This window comes from Micromonospora hortensis, assembly GCF_022230935.1.
GTDB classification, from domain to species: Bacteria; Actinomycetota; Actinomycetes; order Mycobacteriales; family Micromonosporaceae; genus Micromonospora; species Micromonospora hortensis.
In genome coordinates this window covers 300832-319530 of sequence record NZ_JAKKFE010000033.1, presented here as the reverse complement: position 1 = coordinate 319530, position 18699 = coordinate 300832, and the positions used below count along the sequence as shown (strand labels likewise).

14 protein-coding genes are annotated in these 18699 nt (G+C 68.3%); 9 read left to right on the top strand and 5 right to left on the bottom strand.

Annotated elements, in window-relative coordinates; genetic code table 11:
- Window positions 1–13: 13 nt before the first annotated feature.
- The 3 genes from NIE111_RS23565 to NIE111_RS23555 form a co-directional block, all read right to left on the bottom strand.
- A complete protein-coding gene (locus tag NIE111_RS23565) occupies window positions 14–838 on the bottom strand; it encodes a carbohydrate ABC transporter permease (RefSeq protein ID WP_238686478.1) in 825 nt (274 codons plus the stop codon).
- Window positions 835–1674 carry a carbohydrate ABC transporter permease gene (locus tag NIE111_RS23560; protein WP_238686476.1) on the bottom strand — a complete coding sequence of 280 codons (840 nt, stop codon included), beginning with the start codon at window positions 1672–1674 and terminating at the stop codon, window positions 835–837. The genes NIE111_RS23565 and NIE111_RS23560 overlap by 4 nt, the downstream gene beginning before the upstream one ends.
- A 150-nt stretch (window positions 1675–1824) precedes the next feature.
- Window positions 1825–3063 (bottom strand): sugar ABC transporter substrate-binding protein, encoded by a 1239-nt coding sequence (locus NIE111_RS23555; RefSeq protein WP_238686474.1) that lies wholly within the window; start codon window positions 3061–3063, stop codon window positions 1825–1827.
- Window positions 3064–3362: 299 nt separating this feature from the next.
- On the opposite strand from NIE111_RS23555, the gene NIE111_RS23550 reads away from it, so the two are divergent.
- Window positions 3363–5198: an RICIN domain-containing protein gene (locus tag NIE111_RS23550; RefSeq protein WP_238686471.1), complete on the top strand. Its 1836-nt coding sequence runs from the start codon at window positions 3363–3365 to the stop codon at window positions 5196–5198.
- A gap of 188 nt (window positions 5199–5386) precedes the next feature.
- Entirely contained in the window at window positions 5387–6955 is a 1569-nt protein-coding gene (locus tag NIE111_RS23545) for an arabinofuranosidase catalytic domain-containing protein (protein WP_238686470.1), read from the top strand.
- 81 nt (window positions 6956–7036) lie between these two features.
- On the opposite strand, the gene NIE111_RS23540 is transcribed toward NIE111_RS23545, so the two are convergent.
- Window positions 7037–8371 (bottom strand): extracellular catalytic domain type 1 short-chain-length polyhydroxyalkanoate depolymerase, encoded by a 1335-nt coding sequence (locus tag NIE111_RS23540; RefSeq protein ID WP_238686469.1) that lies wholly within the window; start codon window positions 8369–8371, stop codon window positions 7037–7039.
- A 250-nt stretch (window positions 8372–8621) separates the two neighbouring features.
- On the opposite strand from NIE111_RS23540, the gene NIE111_RS23535 reads away from it, so the two are divergent.
- The 3 genes from NIE111_RS23535 (at window position 8622) to NIE111_RS23525 (ending at window position 13360) form a co-directional block, all read left to right on the top strand.
- A complete protein-coding gene (locus tag NIE111_RS23535; protein ID WP_238686468.1) occupies window positions 8622–9629 on the top strand; it encodes a PaaX family transcriptional regulator in 1008 nt (335 codons plus the stop codon).
- 448 nt (window positions 9630–10077) lie between these two features.
- The gene (locus tag NIE111_RS23530) at window positions 10078–11547 is read left to right on the top strand and encodes an endo-1,4-beta-xylanase (RefSeq protein ID WP_372488394.1); all 1470 of its coding nucleotides are present in this window, start codon (window positions 10078–10080) and stop codon (window positions 11545–11547) included.
- Window positions 11548–12058: 511 nt separating this feature from the next.
- The gene (locus tag NIE111_RS23525) at window positions 12059–13360 is read left to right on the top strand and encodes an RICIN domain-containing protein (RefSeq protein WP_372488393.1); all 1302 of its coding nucleotides are present in this window, start codon (window positions 12059–12061) and stop codon (window positions 13358–13360) included.
- Between the two features lie 72 nt (window positions 13361–13432).
- Here NIE111_RS23525 and NIE111_RS23520 read toward each other — a convergent pair whose 3' ends face one another.
- Window positions 13433–14203 carry a FadR/GntR family transcriptional regulator gene (locus tag NIE111_RS23520; RefSeq protein WP_210781643.1) on the bottom strand — a complete coding sequence of 257 codons (771 nt, stop codon included), beginning with the start codon at window positions 14201–14203 and terminating at the stop codon, window positions 13433–13435.
- Between the two features lie 147 nt (window positions 14204–14350).
- On the opposite strand from NIE111_RS23520, the gene NIE111_RS23515 reads away from it, so the two are divergent.
- From NIE111_RS23515 to NIE111_RS23500, 4 genes are read left to right on the top strand one after another with little or no spacing between them, the layout of a single operon-like run.
- On the top strand, window positions 14351–15613 hold the full coding sequence (locus NIE111_RS23515) for an ABC transporter substrate-binding protein (RefSeq protein ID WP_238686466.1): 1263 nt from the start codon (window positions 14351–14353) through the stop codon (window positions 15611–15613).
- 10 nt (window positions 15614–15623) lie between these two features.
- The gene (locus NIE111_RS23510) at window positions 15624–16598 is read left to right on the top strand and encodes a carbohydrate ABC transporter permease (RefSeq protein ID WP_238686464.1); all 975 of its coding nucleotides are present in this window, start codon (window positions 15624–15626) and stop codon (window positions 16596–16598) included.
- A complete protein-coding gene (locus tag NIE111_RS23505; protein ID WP_112601630.1) occupies window positions 16598–17425 on the top strand; it encodes a carbohydrate ABC transporter permease in 828 nt (275 codons plus the stop codon). Before NIE111_RS23510 ends, NIE111_RS23505 begins: the two co-directional genes overlap by 1 nt.
- Before the next feature lies 1 nt (window position 17426).
- Entirely contained in the window at window positions 17427–18650 is a 1224-nt protein-coding gene (locus NIE111_RS23500; RefSeq protein ID WP_238686463.1) for a mandelate racemase/muconate lactonizing enzyme family protein, read from the top strand.
- The last annotated feature ends 49 nt before the right edge of the window (window positions 18651–18699 follow it).

Here is an 18699-nt window from a genome sequence, read left to right as displayed (position 1 = left end):
CCGCCGCGGATGGTCAGTCCTTGACGGCGCCGGCGGTCACACCCATCGAGACGTACCGCTGGGCCAGGATCAGCAGCACTGCGGCGGGGATCGAGGCGACGACGGCGGTGGCCATGATGGCGTTCCACTGCTGGTTGTTGTTGCCGATGTAGTGGTAGATGCCGAGGGTGATCGGCTGGTGGTCGCCGCCGCCGGCCAGGGTCGAGGCGAAGATGAAGTCCGACCAGGACCACAGGAACGCGAAGAGCGACACAGTGACGATCGAGTTGCGGCTGACCGGCAGCACGACCGACCAGAAGGTCCGCAGCCGACCGGCCCCGTCGACCACGGCGGCCTGGAGCAGTTCGTCGGGGATGCCGGACATGAACGCCGTGAAGATCAGGACAGCGAACGGCACCGCGAGCGTCGTGTCGGCCAGGATCAGGCCGGGCAGCGTGTTGAGGACGCCGAGGGTGAGGTAGATGGCGTAGAAGCCCATCGCCATGATGATCCCCGGGATCATCTGCGCGATCAGCAGCAGGAAACTCAGCGCCGGACCGCCGGGTGGCCGGAGCTTCGCCAGCGCGTAACCGGCGGGGGCGGCCAGCGCCACGGTCAGCACCACAGTGCCGAGGCCGACCAGGAAGCTGGTGCCGAGGTAGGGCAGTTGCTGGTCGAGCACCGCCCGGTAGCCGTCCAGGGTGCCGTTTGTGGGGAACAGGTGCGGGGGAGTGGCGCGCATGTCCTGGTCCCGGGTGAAGGACACATTGATCATCCAGTAGACGGGGAAGAGCATCAGCCCGGTCAGCACCAGGCCCACGCCGGTCTTCCACCAGGCGCGAGGCGTCGAGGTGGTCATCGCAGCTGCTGCCTCCGCTCGATCCGGATGTAGACGAGGCCGGCGACCAGAGCCAGCACGATGAGCAGGTTCCCGATGGCCGCGCCCGGGCCGAACTCGGGCAGCAGGTTGCCGAAGCCGAGCCGGTACGACCAGGTGGCGAGTGTTGCCGAGGAGCCGGTCGGGCCGCCCTTCGTCATGATCCAGATGATGTCGAAGACCTTCAGCGTGTAGATCAGCCCCAGCAGCAGCGTGATCAGGGAGACGGGGCGCAGCAACGGGAAGGTGATTCCCCAGAACCGTTGCCACCCCGTCGCGCCGTCGAGCGCGGACGCCTCGTACATCTCGGTCGGGATCGCCTGTAGGCCGCTGTAGAGCACCACCAGGTTGAACGGGATGCCGATCCAGACGTTGGCGATGATCACCGAGGTGAGTGACCAGCCCGGTGAGGTGAGCCAGTTGACCGGGTCGATCCCGACGACGCCGAGCGCCGCGTTGACCAGCCCCGAGTCGCTGTTGAGCAGCCACGACCAGGTCGACGCCGAGACGATCAGTGGCAGCAGCCACGGTACGAGGATCAGTGCCCGCAGCGTGCGCGACAGCGGGAAGTGCTGGTGGAAGAAGAGGGCCAGGGCCATGCCGATGGTGAACTGGAAGACGAGCGAGGCCGCTGTGAAGACCACTGTGTGCGTCAGTGTCGGCCCGAATGCCGGGTCGGTCAGGACCGTTCGGTAGTTGTCGAGGCCGGCGAAGGGCGCTCCGCCCTGCACGAACGACCGGACTGTGTACTCGCGCAGGCTCAACTCGACGTTGCGGTAGAGCGGGTAGGCGTAGAAGGCCGCCAGGTAGATGGTCACGGGTGCCAGGAAGCCCCACGCCCACCATCGGCTGGGCCGGCGGGCACGGGATGGCGGAGGCCCGGGCGGGACGGCGGTCGCCGCCCCACCCTGGTCTCGTACGGCGGTGGAGGTCTCTGTCGTGGAGGGCATGGTGTCGGTTCGGATCGCTTACCTGGTCGTGGCGGCGGTCTGCGCGGCGGCGAGTGCCTCCTGTGGCGACTTCCCGCCGCTGAGGGCCGACTGCACAGCGGTCCACAGAGCCTCGGAGATCTTCGGGTACTTCGTGCCGAGGTCGTCGCCGGTGCGGCCCTTGGCTGCCCGGACCGCCTCCACCCAGACCTTGAGCTTGGGGTCCGCGGTGGCCTGTCGCTCCTGCACGGCGGCGACGGGCGCGACGTAGGAGAGCGTGGTGTCGGTGGTGAGGAGGTTGTCGGCGTTGGTCAGGCAGGTGACGAGCTTCTGCGACGTCTCGTACCGGCCGGTCTTCTTCTGCACCGGAATGGAGACGAACTCACCGCCGGTGGGCGCCGGGGCCGGGCCGCCCGCGCTGGCCGGGATCGCGATGGTGCCGTACGAGAAGCCGAGCTTCTCCGCGTTGGCCAGTTGCCAGGTGCCGTTCTCGGCGAACGCGTAGTCGCCGGTGGCGAACTCCTGCCAGCTCGTGGTCTGGGTGTTGTTGATGACGGAGTTCGGGGCGTGGCCCTGCTTGAGCCAGTCGGTCCAGAGCGCCAGCGCGGACACCGCCTGCGGCGAGTCGAGACTCGTCAGTTGGGCGCCCGATCCCCAGAACCAGGGCAGGAACTGGAAGCTGCCCTCCTCGGTGCCGATCGCGGAGAAGGTGATGCCCTTCTTTCCCTTGGTCTTGACCTTGGTCAGTGCCGCGGTCAGCGAGGTCCAGTCCGTGACGGCGGCGGGATCGACGCCGGCGGCGGTGAGCACATCCTTGTTGTAGTAGAGGGCGAGGGTGTTCGCCCCGATCGGCACCCCGTAGGTCTTGCCGCCGCTCTGGCCGGCGCCGAGCAGGTTCTTCTCCATGGCCGAGACGTCCAGCTTGTTGTCGTCGGTGGTGGTGAGCGCACCGGCTTCGGCCAGAGTGGAGATGACCGGGTTGTCCACGATCAGCACGTCCGGTGAGTTTCCCTGCTGGGCGGCGAGCAGCGCCTTGTTGGTCAGGTCGGTGGTGTCGTAGCCGGTGCGCTCGACAGTCACCCCCGCGGAGGTGCCGCACTTCTTGAGCAGCGCTACCCACTCGGAGTCGTCGGCGAACTGCGGATACGGGTCCCAGACGAGGTAGGCGCCACCGTCGGCACCACCGTCGGCGGACGACGAGCAGGCGCTGCCCGTCACCGCGGCGAGAGCTATCACGGCGACGGCGGCCAGGCGCCGCCGACGACTGAGTCCGGTCATGTGGTGCCTCACTTCACATCGATCGTCAGGTGGGGTGTGTCGGTTGATCGTCGCGGCGTGGAACAGTCACACCATGCTGCGAATCGATTCGACGAATCGGTTCGCCCGAAGATAGGTCTGGCCATACCCGGGGGTCAAGGGTCAGTTGGTCGCGCCGTGAGGATCGCTGGGCAACGTGGACGTCACCGCGCCGTCACTTCATTGACATGGTTCAGTTCCCGGTCCTACGATCCGTGCGAATCGATTCGCAAGTGCTGCCCTCCGGAGAGCGTCCCCCGCGCCCCACCAAGGAGCCGCCCGTGAAAACCCCGTCCCGCAGCAGGTCAGGCCGAGCCCGCGTGTCCGTGGCCCGACTCGTCGTCGGCCTGCTCGCCGCCGCTGCCGCCGTCACCGTCGTCCCGTCCCCCGCCCAGGCCGCCGACGAGTCGATCAGCGTCAACTTCGCCACCACCAACGGTGCGCCGACCTACCGCGCCTCCGGCTGGATCTACGGCATGACCGAGAACGCCAGCGGTCCGGCCGACCACTTCTACCGGGACGTCAAGTTCCAGTACATGCGCGCCGGCGGCGCGCAGCTCCCGGGCAGCGGCTGGGTCGGCGGAACCTACGACCGCCGCTGGAACTCCACACTCGCCCAGGCGCGTCGCACCACAGCCCTCGGCGGGAAGTTCATCCTCCTGCCGCACGACCTCTGGGGTGCCGACGGCGCCGGAATCTCCCGCTTCCCCGGTGACAACGGCAACTGGACCGACTACGACAACTTCCTGACCCGCCTGATCAACGACGTCCGGGCGTCCGGGCTGTCTGTGCAGTGGGACATCTGGAACGAACCCAACATCACCATCTTCTGGAACCGGCCGATCTCCCAGTACCTCGAACTGTGGCGGCGGACCTACCAGCGCATCCGGGCGGAGTTCCCCAGCCAGCTCATCGTCGGGCCGAGCTGCGCCTGCGTGCCGTCGACCAACCACGCCTTCTGGAACCAGTACCTGGACTTCGTCCGCTCGACGAACACGGTGCCGGACATCATCAGCTGGCACTCGCTGCCCGGTGACCCGGTGGCGAACGTCGCTGCCGCCAACGCCACCCTCGACCCGCGTGGCATCGCCCATCCGCGTCCGTACCAGATCAACGAGTACGGCGCGCCCGACGAGCAGAACCCGGCCGACGGCGCCTGGTACATCGCGCGCCTGGAGCGGGCCCGGGCCGACGGCCTGCGGGCGAACTGGGCCAGCGGCGGCAGCCTGCACAACGATCTCGGCAACCTGTTGATCCGTAACTCGGCCGGCCAGCACCAGCCCAAGGGGGAGTGGTGGAACTACCGCTACTACGCCTCCCAGGTTGGGGAGATCGTCGCGGTGACCCCCAGTCAGTCGTACGACGCGTACGCCACGAAGGCCGCCGGGGTGGCGAAGGTGCTCATCGGCGGTGGCCGTACCACCGGGAACCTGACAGTCAACCTGCAACGCCTGGACACCACGAGCGGCATCGTGCAGAACAACCAGGTCCGGGTCCTCACCCAACGCATCCCGCACAACGGTGGCGGCGCGGTGGCGGGGCCGGTCACGGTCTCGAACAGCGTGGTCGGGGTGTCGAACAACAATGCCACGGTGACGGTGCCGTACACCAACCAGACCGACACGTACACCGTCACGCTGCTGCCTCCCTCGGACGGTGGCTTCCAGTCGGTGGCGGTGGCCCAGCACTCCCAGCAGTGCCTGAACAACGCCGGCCTGAGCACCGCCGACGGCAACGTCCAACAGCAGAACTACTGCGACGGTGGTGACCAGCAGCTCTGGAACTTCCGCCCGGTAACCGGAGTGGCGAACACCTTCACGGTGGTCAACCAGCAGAGCGGCAAGTGCCTCGACGTCAGCGGCGTCTCCACCGCCGACGGTGCGGCGGTGCACCAGTGGACCTGCCTGAACAGCCTCAACCAGCAGTTCACGCTGCGAAAGGTGACCTACTCGGGCAACGACTCGCACGACTACCAACTCGTCGCCCGGCACAGTGGCAAGTGCGTCGATGTCAACGCGGTCTCCACGGCGGCCGGCGCGCTGGTCCACCAGTGGACCTGCAGGGCGGTCAATCAGGGCAGCCCGTTGAACCAGACGTGGCGGCTCCTGGGGCGGTAGGCGTCCCGGGGGGAGGTGGCGTGCCGGTCGTCCGCCCAACGGCCAGCGCGCCACCCCGCCACCGCATTCATTGACATAAATTAATTAAAGGTCATACGATTCGCTGCGAATCGATTCGCCATCGCCACCGCCCCCATGGCCCGTCGAACAAAACCCACCGCGCTTCCACGACTTCGAGGAGCCACCTCGTGCGAACCCCGTCCCCCACCGGGCCAGGAACAGCCCGTGATCTCGTCCCGAGACGTCCTCGCACCCGACGTCTGGCCGCCCTGGCGACCGCGCTGGTCGGAGTGCTCGTCGGCGTCGGCGCCCTACAAGGCACATCACTGTCCGCCGCCGCGGCACCCGTCTCGGCTGCCGCCATCGTCGTCGGTCAGAGCACCCCGATCGTCGGTACGCCGTCCGGCCGCTGCCTCGAAGTGCCCAACTCCGGCACCACGAACGGCACCCAGACGCAACTCTGGGACTGCAACGGCAGCGCCGGCCAGAGCTGGACCTGGACGTCCACCAAGCAAATCCAGGCGTACGGCAACAAGTGTCTGGACGCCTCCGGCCGCGGCACCGCCAACGGCACCCAGGTGATCATCTGGGACTGCAACGGCCAGAACAACCAACAGTGGAACGTCAACAGCAACGGCACCATCACCGGCGTGCAGTCCGGGCTGTGCCTCGACGCCAACGCCGCCGCCACCGCGAACGGCACCAAAGTCATCCTCTGGGCCTGCAACGGCGGCGCGAACCAGCAGTGGGCCTCGCCGACCACCACCCCGCCGCCGACCAACCCGCCGACCGGCGCGCGTCCGTGCGACATCTACGCCTCCGGCGGCACCCCGTGCATCGCGGCGCACAGCACCACGCGGGCGCTCTACGAGGCGTACGCCGGAAACCTCTACCAGGTCCGACGCTCGTCGGACAACACGACCCGCAACATCGGGCTCACGGGCACCGGCGGCACCGCCAACGCGGCGACGCAGGACTCGTTCTGCTCCGGCACCGCCTGCGTGATCACTGTCGTCTTCGACCAGTCCGGGCGCGGCAACGACCTCTGGTACCAGGGTTCGAGCGTCGTTCCGGGCTCCCCGCAGAGCAAGCCGGCGATCGCGACCTCGGAGTCGCTCACCGTGGGCGGCGCCAAGGCGTACTCGCTCTACATCAACCCCGGTAACAGCTACTGGCGCGATGGGCACCTCACCGGCGTGCCGACCGGCGCGGCACCCGAGGGCATGTACATGGTGACCAGCGGAACCCACGTCAACAGCGGCTGCTGCTTCGACTACGGCAACAGCGAGACGACCAGGAAGGCCGACGCCGCCGGCGCGATGGACGCCATCAACTTCGGCAAGCAGTGCTGGTTCGGCGGCTGCTCCGGCAGCGGGCCCTGGGTGCAGGCCGACCTCGAGTGGGGTCTCTTCCCGGGCGGCAGCAGCTCCTGGAACCCGAACCAGCGCGCGTTCACCAGCAAGTTCGTCACCGCGACGCTGAAGAACAACGGCACGACCCGGTTCGCCATCAAGGGCAGCGACGCGCAGGTCGGCAGCCTCTACACGCTGTACGACGGCTCGCTCCCGCCGGGCTACAGCCCGATGAAGAAGCAGGGCGCCATCATCCTGGGCAGCGGCGGTGACTGCTGCAAGCCCGACGGCGGCGCGAACCTGAGCGCCGGCACCTTCTACGAGGGAGCGATGGTCGCGGGCTATCCGTCCGACGCGACCGAGAATGCCGTGCAGGCCAGCGTGGTGACCGCCGGTTACCGCTGATCCCGGCCACGCCGTACGAGTCGTGCGCCGGTCACCACCAGGTGGTGACCGGCGCACGCGCGGGTGGACGTCCACCCGGTCTCAGGCGACAGTGCAGGACGCGCCGTTGAGGGTGAACGACGACGGTCGGGCGTTGTTACCGGTGTGGGTGGCCTGGAAGCCGAAGCTCACCGAGCCGTTGGCGGGGATGCCGCCGTTGTAGGCGACGTTGCGGGCCGTCACCTGCCCGGAGCTGGGCGAGTAGGTGGCGTTCCAGCCCGAGGTGATGGTCTGCCCGGCCGGCAGTGTGAAGACCACTGACCAGCCGTTGACGGCGCTGGTGCCGGTGTTCGTGACGGTGATGTTCTCGGTCAGCCCGGTGTTCCAGGCGTTGACGTCGACTGTCACCCGGCAGGCGCCGGAAGTCGGCGGCGGGGTGGTCGGCGGCGGCGTGGTCGGGGGCGGCGTGGTCGGGGGCGGCGTGGTCGGCGGTGGCGTCGTGGGATCGGTCAGTCCGAAGAACGCGACGGCCGACGCGGCCATGCCACCGGAGGGCAGGCTGTGCCCGGCCCCCTGGATGCTGTACGCCTCGACCTGGACGGTGCCGCCGCTGTCGGCGTACCGGCGGCGGTTCCAGTTGGCCTGGGGCGTGTCGGTGGAGGTGGGTGTCTGGCTCAGCCCGAACACGTTGGTCCACTGCTCGATCGCCTCCTGCAACAGCGAGTACGGCACGAGCGTGTCGTTGGTGCCGTGCCACAGCTGCACGCGCGGGCGGGGCCCGGAGTAGCCCGGGTACGCCTGGCGGACCGCGTCACCCCACTGCTGCGGCGTCCGGTTCATGTTTCCGCCGGTGCACTGGCTGCTGGTGGGCGGGAAGTCCGCCGCGTTGGCGAAGCAGTTGAACGGCACGCCCATGAACGCGGCGCCGGCCTTGAACAGGTCGGGATGGAGGGCGAGCATGTGGTTGGTCATCATGCCGCCGGACGAGCTGCCGGTGGCGTAGACCCGCTCCGGGTCGGCCGCGTACTGCTGCTGCACGTACCGGACCATCGAGACGATCGACACCGGGTCGCTGCCGCCGCCACGTCGCTTGGCGGCGTCCGACCAGACGTCGAAGCAGTTGCCGAACCCGGCCTGCTGGGTGGCGGACGGGTAGATCACGATGTACCCGTAGCGGTCGGCGAGGCTGGCGAACTCGCTCCCGGAGTAGAAGCCGGGGCCGGACCCGCCGCAACCGTGCATGGCCACCACGACAGCCGGTCGGGTCGGCCGGTTGTCCGGCACGTAGACGTGCATGCGCATCCGGCCCGGGTTGTCACCGAAGCTGGTCACCTCGGTCAGTGACGCCGCGTACGCGGGCCCGACAGTGGGGGCCACCAGGCCGGCCGCCGCCAGTGCCGTGGCCAGGGCGAGTAGCAACTTCCTTCTGATTCTCAACTGACGACTCCTTCGATTGCCTGTGCAGGCTGGATTGACAGTGCGATCCGCTCGCGGTGTGCCCGACTGCCGCGGTGATCGCACGATGCCCGCTACCTGTGGCTCGCCCAGCCCGGCTTCGGATGGCGTCGCGTGTCAGTTAGTGTTCCCTCCGGGCCGGTAAGTGTCAATCGAGGGTTCTCGATTTATAGGGGAGTGGTGGCGGTCCGTCTACAGTCGTCATGCCGTCCCCGAGGAGCGCGGAGCGCCTGTGGCAAGCCCTTTCGACATCGACGAGATCTATCCGGACGACGGAGACCAGCCACTGCGGCTGCCCCGCCGGCAGGTCGGCAACTCGCCGCAGGGTGTCGCGGTGACCCTGTTGGCTGACTACACGCTGCGGACCCGGGTCGCCCTTCCGTCCGCGGCCATCGTCGCGCTGCTCGGCGAGACCGGCGTGACGCCAGCCGGAGCGCGGACCGCGATCAGTCGGCTGGCCCGCCGGGGTGTGGTGGAGGGCAGTCGACTGGGGAGGCGCAGCTCCTACCGGCTCAGCCGCGCCGCCGCCGCCAACCTTTCCGCCGGCGGGCAGTGGATTCTCGCCTCCACCACCTCGACGGCGCTCTGGGACGGGCGGTGGACGATCGTCGCCTTCTCGCTGCCGCAGGATCGCAGTGCGCAGCGCCGGGCCCTGCGGGCGCAACTTCGGTGGCTCGGTTACGCGCCGCTGTACGACGGTCTGTGGATCTCGCCGCTGGAGCTGACGTCAGCGGCTCGGGCTGAACTCGACCGACTCACCCTCGGCGCCGTGACGGTGTTTCGCGGACGGCAGAGCGCGCTCGCCTCGGCCATTCACCGCGCACCGATCGAGGCCTGGGACGTCGAGGCGATCGGTCGGAGCTACGACGCGTTCCTCCGGCGGTGGACGCCGCTGTCGTCCGAGGTGCTGTCCGGGCAGATCGACGGCGCCGCCGCGGTGCGGGCCCGTACCGAGGTGATGGACACTTTCCGGCGTTTTCCCGTCCTCGATCCGCAGTTGCCAGTGGAGTTGCTTCCACGGGACTGGCTCAGGCGTCCGGCGCGGGAGTTGTTCGCGGCCGTCTACGACGGCCTCGCCGCACCCGCCGAGCGACACGTCCGAGCGGTCGTCGAGCGCTTCGCCGACGCCGCGCAGCCCGATATCGCGGCCCACACCACAGCCGACCTGCTCGCCGGGGTGCGCGCCGACGTGGATCCGGCGCAGCCGTCTCCGAGTGGCTCGGCCACCGGCTGCTCGTGAACGGCCAGGAGCCGCAGCCACAACTGTGAGCGATAACAGGGTTGCCCTCCGGCGTGGCCCGAGCGGTGCGGTGGTACGACTCTTCCGCTGGTCGCGCGGCGGTTGAGCACTGTTGCTCTGGGCGTTTGGTACCGGGCGAAACGCGGCGTTCCGGGAGATCGGCGTGAACGGCCCGTTACGTCTTGACGAACGGCATGTTATCGCTCACTCTCGATATAGAGGGCGATCGTTCCCGTGGCTCACCGGGCGAGCCGCACGGGTCGTACCTCGGATCACGACGTCCGCAAGGGCATGCGGCCGTCACCTCGGGACCGGCAGTTGCCGGCGACAGCCCTCTCGGACCAACCGCGCGTGCTGATGCCGGGTGGCCAGGAAGACCGTTCCGATCGGTCGCCCCGAGTGAAGTGGCACATCACCACCACCGATGCAACCACTGAAAAGGAACGCCATGAAACCCATGAGAACGATGCTGGCGGCGGCGACCATCGCCGTCGCCCTCACCACCGGTATGACGGTGGCGCTGACTCCCGCATCCGGTGCCGGCACGACCTTGAAGGCGGCCGCCGCCGAGAAGGGCCGCTACTTCGGCGCCGCCGTCGCGACCGGCAAGCTTTCCACCAGCGCCTACACGACGATCTTGAACCGTGAGTTCAACAGTGTCGTGGCCGAGAACGAGATGAAGTGGGACGCCACCGAGCCGCAGCAGGGCCAGTTCCGGTACACCGGTGGTGATCGTCTGGTCAGTCACGCCCAGGCCAATGGCATGAGCGTGCGAGGCCATGCGTTGTTGTGGCACCAGCAGGAGCCGGGCTGGGCGCAGAGCATGTCGGGCAGCGCGTTGCGCAGCGCGATGATCAACCACGTCACCCAGGTCGCCTCGTACTACCGGGGGAAGATCCACTCGTGGGATGTGGTGAACGAGGCGTTCGCTGACGGTGGTAGTGGTGGGCGTCGGGATTCGAATCTGCAGCGCACCGGTAATGACTGGATCGAGGCGGCGTTCCGGGCGGCGCGGGCGGCGGATCCGGGTGCGAAGTTGTGTTACAACGACTACAACACCGACGGGATCAACGCGAAGTCGACGGGGATCTACAACATGGTGCGGGACTTCAAGTCCCGTGGCGTGCCGATCGACTGCGTGGGCTTCCAGTCGCACCTGGGCACCTCGCTGGCCGGTGACTACCAGGCCAACCTCCAGCGGTTCGCCGATCTCGGTGTGGATGTCCAGATCACCGAGCTGGACGTGATGACCGGCGGCAACCAGGCCAACATCTTCGGCGCCGTCACCCGCGCCTGCCTGGCCGTCTCGCGCTGCACTGGCATCACCACCTGGGGCGTACGGGACTGCGACTCGTGGCGCGGGTCCGACAACGCACTGCTGTTCGACTGCAACGGCAACAAGAAGGCCGCGTACACCGCCGTCCTGGACGCCCTCAACGGCGGCTCGACCCCGCCGCCCACCACGCCTCCGCCGGGCTCCGGGGTGGACACCAGCGCCTGGTACGTGTTGCTGAACCGGAACAGCGGCAAGGCGATGGACGTCTACGCCTCGGCGACCAGCGACGGGGCGCGGATCAGTCAGTGGACGCGCAACAACGGCGTCAACCAGCAGTGGCAGTTCGTCGACTCGGGCGGTGGCTACTACCGGCTGAAGGCGCGCAACTCCAGCAAGGTGCTCGACGTCAGCGGCTTCTCCACCGCCGACGGCGGCGCGATCGTGCAGTGGGCCGACCTCAACGGCACGAACCAGCAGTTCCGACTCGCGAACTCGGCCGACGGCTACGTACGCCTGATCAACCGCAACAGCAACAAGGCCGTCGAGGTGCAGGGCGCGTCCACCGCCGACGGTGGGAACGTCGTCCAGTACGCCGACTGGGGCGGCAACAACCAGCAGTGGCAACTGGTCCGAATCGGCTGACGACCGCCGTCATCGACTCGGGGGAGCGGGAGTTGCCGGCCGTACGGGATCCGGCCGGCGCCCGCCCAGGCGAGGTGTGACGAGCGGCGGCCCGCTCCCTCCGGGGCGGGCCGCCGCGACCGTCGGGTTGCCGCTGCCGGACATCTGCTCGGATCGACGCCAATCGTTTGACGTATGACGTCTTACCCGCTAATTTTCACCCCGCGGGCCACCCGGCCTTCGGGAGCCACGACGTCGCACCGCGGGGGTTCGGCGCGGCCTGCCACGAAGCCCGGATCGTGGCATCGCCATCGACGTACGCCGTTGGCCGCGGGTTGCCCGCACAACACCCCAGACGTGCTGACGCCACCACCACGACGCCGGCACGCACGCCAGGGCACGCGCGGGCGCTCCCGCTCGTGGGTGACCCCGATCGAAGGAGTGGACCATGGAAGCCCTCGGTGAGGCTCGTCCCGCCTCTCGACAAAGATCTCGCTGGCGGTCAGGGTTGGCCGCGGCGGCGGCCGCGGTCATGGCAGCCAGCACACTCGTCGCCGTCAACGCGGCGCCCGCGTCAGCGGCGACGGTGGACACCAACGCCTCCTACGTGCTGGTGAATCGCAACAGCGGTAAGGCGTTGGACCTGTACGCCTCGGCCACCAACGACGGGGCGCGGATCAGCCAGTGGACGCGTAACAACGGGGTCAATCAGCAGTGGCAGTTCGTGGATTCCGGGGGTGGCTACTACCGGATCAAGTCGCGGCACTCGGGCAAGGTGCTCGACGTCAGTGGTTTCTCCACCGCCGACGGTGGCGCGATCGTGCAGTGGGCTGATCTCAACGGGACGAACCAGCAGTTCCGGCTGGCCGACTCGGACGGTGGCTATGTTCGGTTGATCAACCGCAACAGCAACAAGGCCGTCGAGGTGCAGGGCGCGTCCACGGCTGACGGTGGGAACATCGTGCAGTACGCCGACTGGGGCGGCACCAACCAGCAGTGGCAGCTCGTCCAGGTGGGCGGCAGTAACCCGCCGCCGTCGGGTGGTAGCGGGTGCGGCAAGGCGCCGACGCTGGCCAGCGGCACGCACACGATCCAGAGCAACGGCAAGAGCCGGACCTTCATCCTCCGGGTGCCGGCGAACTACAACAACAGCAACCCCTACCGGCTGATCTTCGCCTTCCACTGGCGCGGCGGCACCATGCAGGAGATCTCCTCCGGCGGCACCAGCGGGACCCCGTGGTCGTACTACGGGCAGCAGGAGCAGTCGAACAACAGCGCGATCCTGGTCGCGCCCCAGGGGTTCGGCAACGGCTGGGGCAACTCCGGCGGTGAGGACATCGTCTTCGTCGACGACATGATCAGCCGGATCGAGAGCAGCCTCTGCGTCAACCCGAGGCAGCGGTTCGCGCTCGGCTTCAGCTGGGGCGGCGGCATGAGCTACGCCGTCGCCTGCGCGCGGGCCAACGTCTTCCGCGCCGTCGCCGTCATCTCCGGTGGGCAGATCAGCGGCTGCAGTGGCGGTACGCAGCCCATCGCGTACTTCGGGCTGCACGGCATCTCGGACAATGTCCTGGGCATCTCGGGTGGCCGGGCGTTGCGCGACACGTTCGTCCGGAACAACGGCTGCACCGCGCAGAGCCCGCGCGAGCCGGCGGCCGGCAGCCGCACGCACGTCACGACCACCTACTCGGGTTGCCGCGCCGGATACCCGGTGCGGTGGGCCGCGTACGACAACGGCCACATGCCCGGCCCGGTGGACGGCACCTACGCCGAGAGCGGCATCACCACCTGGACCAAGGGTGAGATCTGGAGGTTCTTCGCCCAGTTCTCGTGACTCTTGTTGGCCACAGCTGGCGGCGCCTGCTCCCGTACCTCGGGGGCGGGCGCCGTCCGTTGCCCGTGACGGTCAGCGTTCGAGGCGGACCGGGCTCCCCGAGCCACTGCGACGGACCAGCCAGGCCTCGGTGATGTGGGTGAACATCGCCTCGGCGGCGCCGTTGGGGTCGTGGGCCGCGATGCGTTCGTAGATGCGCCGGTGACCCTGGTTGGACGCCACGCACAACGCCCGTTCGGTCCGGCCCATGTACCGGGCGGTGTTGATGACCTGGCTCTCCAGCGCGCGTACGACGCCACGGGCGATCCGGTTCCCGGATGCCTGCATGATCGTGTCGTGGAAGGCCCGGTCGTGGTCGTGGTAGGTGACGTGGTCGTCGACGAGTTCGTCCATCCGGTCCACCATGGCCCGCAGTCGATCGACCGTCCCGCTGTCGGCGAGGCGGGCGGCGACGTTCGCCATGTCGGACTCCAGCACCCGCCGGGTGACGACCAGGTCGTCGAGTATGGCGAGGCTGTCGTCCACGGCGATGGTGGCCGCGAGGACGAGCTCGTCGAGCATGTCCCAGTGTGACGGTGGGGTGACCATGGTGCCGGCGCCCTGACGGACCTGCACCAGCCCCTTCTCCTGCAGGATCTTCACTGCTTCCCGGACGACGGTCCGGCTCACGCCGAAGGTCTCGCAGAGGATCGGCTCGGGAGGCAGGGACGACCCGGACGGGTGTACGCCGCGGACGATGCGCTCCACCAGTTCGGCGGTGACCGCCCTGGCGAGGTTGGTCGGCCGACGCACCCACGCCGGGGTCGCCGGGCTGTTCAGGGCTGTCTCCTGCGGTGGCGTCATGTCCCCCTCCGAATGGCTCGCCGTGGCACGACGTCTGGGTCAGTGTACGGCCGACTGTTGACGTCACACGTCATACGAGTTACCTTCCGGTCAACATTTGGCTCGCGGGACACCCGCCGGCCACCCCCCATATAGAGGTGACAATCGATGAGACAGCGCGCAATATGGTCGGCCGTCCTCGTTGTGGGCCTGGCCCTGGCCGGTTGTGGAAGTGCTAGCGATTCGGGCAAGTCAACCAGCTCGGACGGCAAGTTGGTCGTGTGGGACTGGAAGTCCGGCGAGCCATTCGCCAAATCCTATCTGGAGAAGGCCAAGGCCGACTTCAAGAAGAAGCACGCCGACGTCGAGGTCGAGTTCGTCGCGCAGCCCTTCGACCAGTACTACACCCTGCTCGGTGCGGCGATCCAGTCCGGTAAGGGCCCGGACGTGATGCTGTTCAACGGTGGCGGCCAGATCCGCGACCGGGTGGACGCGCTGGTGCCCCTCGACGACTACGTGGCCGAGGACAGGCAGCGGTTGGCCGGCTGGGAGGCGTTCGGCAAGGACGGCAAGACCTACGCCGTCCCGGTGACGCTGCAGGGCTACCCGATCTACTACAACAAGGCGATCTATCAGAAGGCGAACCTCGACCCGGCGAGCCCGGCCACCACGTGGGACAAGTTCGTCGCCGACTGCGCCGCCATCGCCAAGGCCGGCTCCAAGTGCTTCGCCCTCGGCAACAAGGAAGGCGTCGGCATCCAGTTCTGGCTCTCCAGCCTGGGCTCGACCACCCTCACCGCCGCGGAGTACGACGCCTGGATCGCCGGCAAGCGCGACTGGAACTCGCCCAACGTCAAGCGGATCTTCCAGACCTGGAAGGAGGCCGGCGACAGGAAGATGAACAGCGACGGGGCCAACTCGACCGCGATGTTCAACGACTCCTTCGCGCTCTTCCAGTCCGGTAAGGCCGCCCACGTCATGGGTCTGATGTCGGACGTGGGGCACTGGCAGGACTTCAACGAGTTCCTGACCGCGGAGAAGCTCGGCGTCATGAAGGCTCCCGTCGTCACCGCCGGCACCACCCCGAGCCTCCCGTACGACGGTGGCATCGGCTACGCGGTCGCCAAGTGGACGAAGGACCCGAAGGTGGCCGCCGACCTGGTGCGCTCCCTGAGCTCGGCCGACGCGTTGAAGGCCTTCTACGCCGACGCCGGCGCGATCGCCGCCGACACCACCATCGACGTGTCGCAGGCCGGGCCGGCCGTCGGCACGATCGTCGGTGAGCTGAAGAGTGGCAAGCCCGCTCTGCACGTGGCGCTCTCCTCGAAGACGCTGGACCTGATGGGGCGCCTCTCCCAGCAGCTGCTCAGCGGGTCGATCAGCGTCGACGAGGTGGTGAAGCAGTTGGCCGCTTCCGACCAGGCGGGCTGACCTCGTGCCGATGGGAAACACGCAACCGTCGGTCCGTCCGGCTTCGGCCGGACGGGCCGGCGGGGCGGCGGTCACCCCCGCCGCGCATCGGAGTGGCGCACGACCCCGTCGCACCCGTGGTGGCCTGAGGGCCGAGCGCTACGCCCCCTACATCCTGGTCCTCCCGGCCGTCCTGATCATCGTGCTGCTGCGGCTCTACCCGCTGCTGCTGGGCGTCAACTTCTCCTTCACCGGCGACGGTGAGCAGAACGGGACGGCTGTCGGTTTCGGCAACTACCGTGAGCTCTTCGCCGACCCGTTGTTCCAGACCGCGCTGAAGAACGTCGGACTGCTGGTGCTTCTGCTGCCGGTGGCGGTGGCGATCCCCGGTCTGCTCGCGACGTTCATCTACCTTCGGGTGCCGGGCCACCGCTTCTACCGCAGCGTCTACTTCTTCCCGGCGGTGCTGTCGCCGGTCATCGTCGGTGCGATCTTCAACCTGTTGCTCGCCTTCGACGGCCCGCTCAACGCCGTGCTCGGGTCGTTCGGTGTCGGTCCGGTGGACTGGCTCGGTGACCCGGACATCGCGATGTTCATGGTGGTGGGCGTGCATATCTGGGCCACCTTCGGGATGGCCCTGGTGGTGTTCCTCGCCGGTTTCGCCACGCTGGACGCCGCGCTCCTGGACGCCGCCCGGGTGGACGGGGCGACGCTGCGCCAGGTCGTCTGGCACGTGATCATCCCGGCCCTCTCGCGCACCATCCAGTTCGTCTTCGTGACCACGATGATCGGGATGCTGACCTCGATGTTCGGCCTCCTCTACATCATGACCAGTGGCGGGCCGGAAGGGTCGACGTACCTGCCGGAGTTCTACATCTGGAAGCAGCAGGGCCAGATGAACCGGCCGGCTCTCGCGTCGGCGGCCTCGACGATCCTCTTCATGATCATGCTCGTCGTGGGGCTGTTGCAGATCAAGCTGCTCGAACGATCCGGAAAGGAGGACTGATGTCTCGCCTCCGCCTGGGACGGTGGTTGGTCGCCATCCCCATGTCGCTGCTCGCCCTGGCGACGATCTACCCCCTGCTGTTCACCGCCAACGTCGCGATGAAGACCCGGCGTGACTACATCCTCGACCGGTTCGGCCTGACCGACGCCCTGCGCTTCGAGAACATCAGCACGGCGTGGAACAGCGTCGGCATGGGCCGCTACTTCATCAACTCGCTGTTCGTGGTGACGGTGTCGGTGCTCCTGCTGCTGCTGTTCGGGTCGATGGCCGGCTTCGCCCTGAGCCAACTGCGGTTCCGCGGCTCGTCGGCGTTGTTCCTGGGTTGCCTCGCGGGGCTCTTCATCCCATTCCAGGTGATCATGGTGCCGCTGGCCCGGATCATGGCCGACACCGCGCTCATCGACACGTACCCGGGCCTGATCCTGGTCTACGTGGCCCAGTTCCTGCCCTTCACGGTCTTTCTCATGACGAGTTACTACAAGGGCATTCCGCCGGAGATCGTCGACGCCGCGCGGATCGACGGCAGCACCGTGTACGGCGTGTACCGCCGGATCATGCTGCCGCTGGGCACCCCGGCGCTGCTGTCGGTCGGGATCCTCAACGCCCTGTTCTGCTGGAACGACGTCCTCATGGCGTTGGTGATGATGCCCTCGGCCGATCACCGGACGCTCATGATCGGGGTGACCTCGCTGCGCGGGCAGTACTCCGACAACATCCCCACCTTCGCCTCCGGGGTGCTGATCGCCGCGATACCCGTCCTGTTGGTCTACCTGTTCCTCCAGCGCCAAATTGCCGACGGCGTGGCCGCCGGTTCCACGAAGGGTTGACATGCGGATCACGGGATATCGGACGCTCTCCACGGTCCAGGAATGGGGCCGACCAGTCGGCGACGCCAACGGTGTGTTCGCCGACGGGGTGGTCCCGGTCTCGATCGTCATCGTCGACACCGACGAGGGCATCTCGGGAGTCGGCCTCGGGCCGCACGTCGAGATCGAGCGGATCTTCCCAGCCATCGAGGGTGAAGACCCCCGGGCCGTGACGTCCCTGTACGACCGCATGTTGCGGCACACCTTCAAGGCTGGCCACGCGGGGCCGGTGTTCGGCACCATCGGCGCTCTGGACACCGCGCTCTGGGACATCAAGGCGCAGGCCGCCGGCGAGCCGCTGTGGCGGCTGCTGGGCGGACGGGACCGGCGGGTCACCGCCTACGCGTCCGGGCTGGACATCGGGCTCACCGACGACGAACTCGTCGCGGAGTACGAGGTGTACGCGAGCCACGGCCTGCGAGCGGCCAAGCTCAAGGGCGGCCTCGACATCGAGCGCGATCGGCACCGTCTGGGCCTGGTCAAGGAGGTCCTGACCGAGGCCGGGCACGGTCGACGGCCGGGCCTGATGCTCGACGTCAACGAGGCGTGGACCCGCAAGCAGGCGGTCCGGCATGTCTGCGAGCTGGAACGCACCCTGGATCTCATCTGGATCGAGGAGCCGGTCCGGCGCTGGGACGCCGAGGGTCTCGCGGCGGTCAGCCGAGGCGTGTCCGCGTCGGTCGCCACCGGTGAGAACCTCACCGGGCTCGAACAGTACCGTCCGCTGATCGCGGCCGGCGCGGTCGACATCGTCCAGATGGCGGCCGTCTGGGGGGTCACCCACTTCCTGCGGGCGGCCGCCCTGGCCCACGCTCACGACCTGCCGGTCAGCCCGATCGGCAACAGCCCGGTCGGGCTGCTGCACGCCGCGACCTCGGTGCCGAACCACCTGACCAGCGAATTGCAGGACCTGCACTCACCCGTTGGTGTCTCCATCGACCTGCACGTCGAGGACGGCGCCTTCATCCTCGGCGACGCGCCAGGGCTTGGGGTCCGGGTGGACGAGGAGCGGATCCGGGCGGTCAACCGCCGCCCGCAGGCGCAGACGGCCGACAGCCCCAACGTCCGGCCGGAGCGGGCCGGACGACGGCTGCTGGCCGGAGTCGACGGGGTGATCCCCACCCGCCAGGTGCCCGTCGTGTCGCTGAACTCCCGCAACGAGGTGTCGCCGACCGTACGGCACTGAGCTGACAACCAGAACAGGTGAGGCGTGGGTGCATCGCGACGGCGGTGCA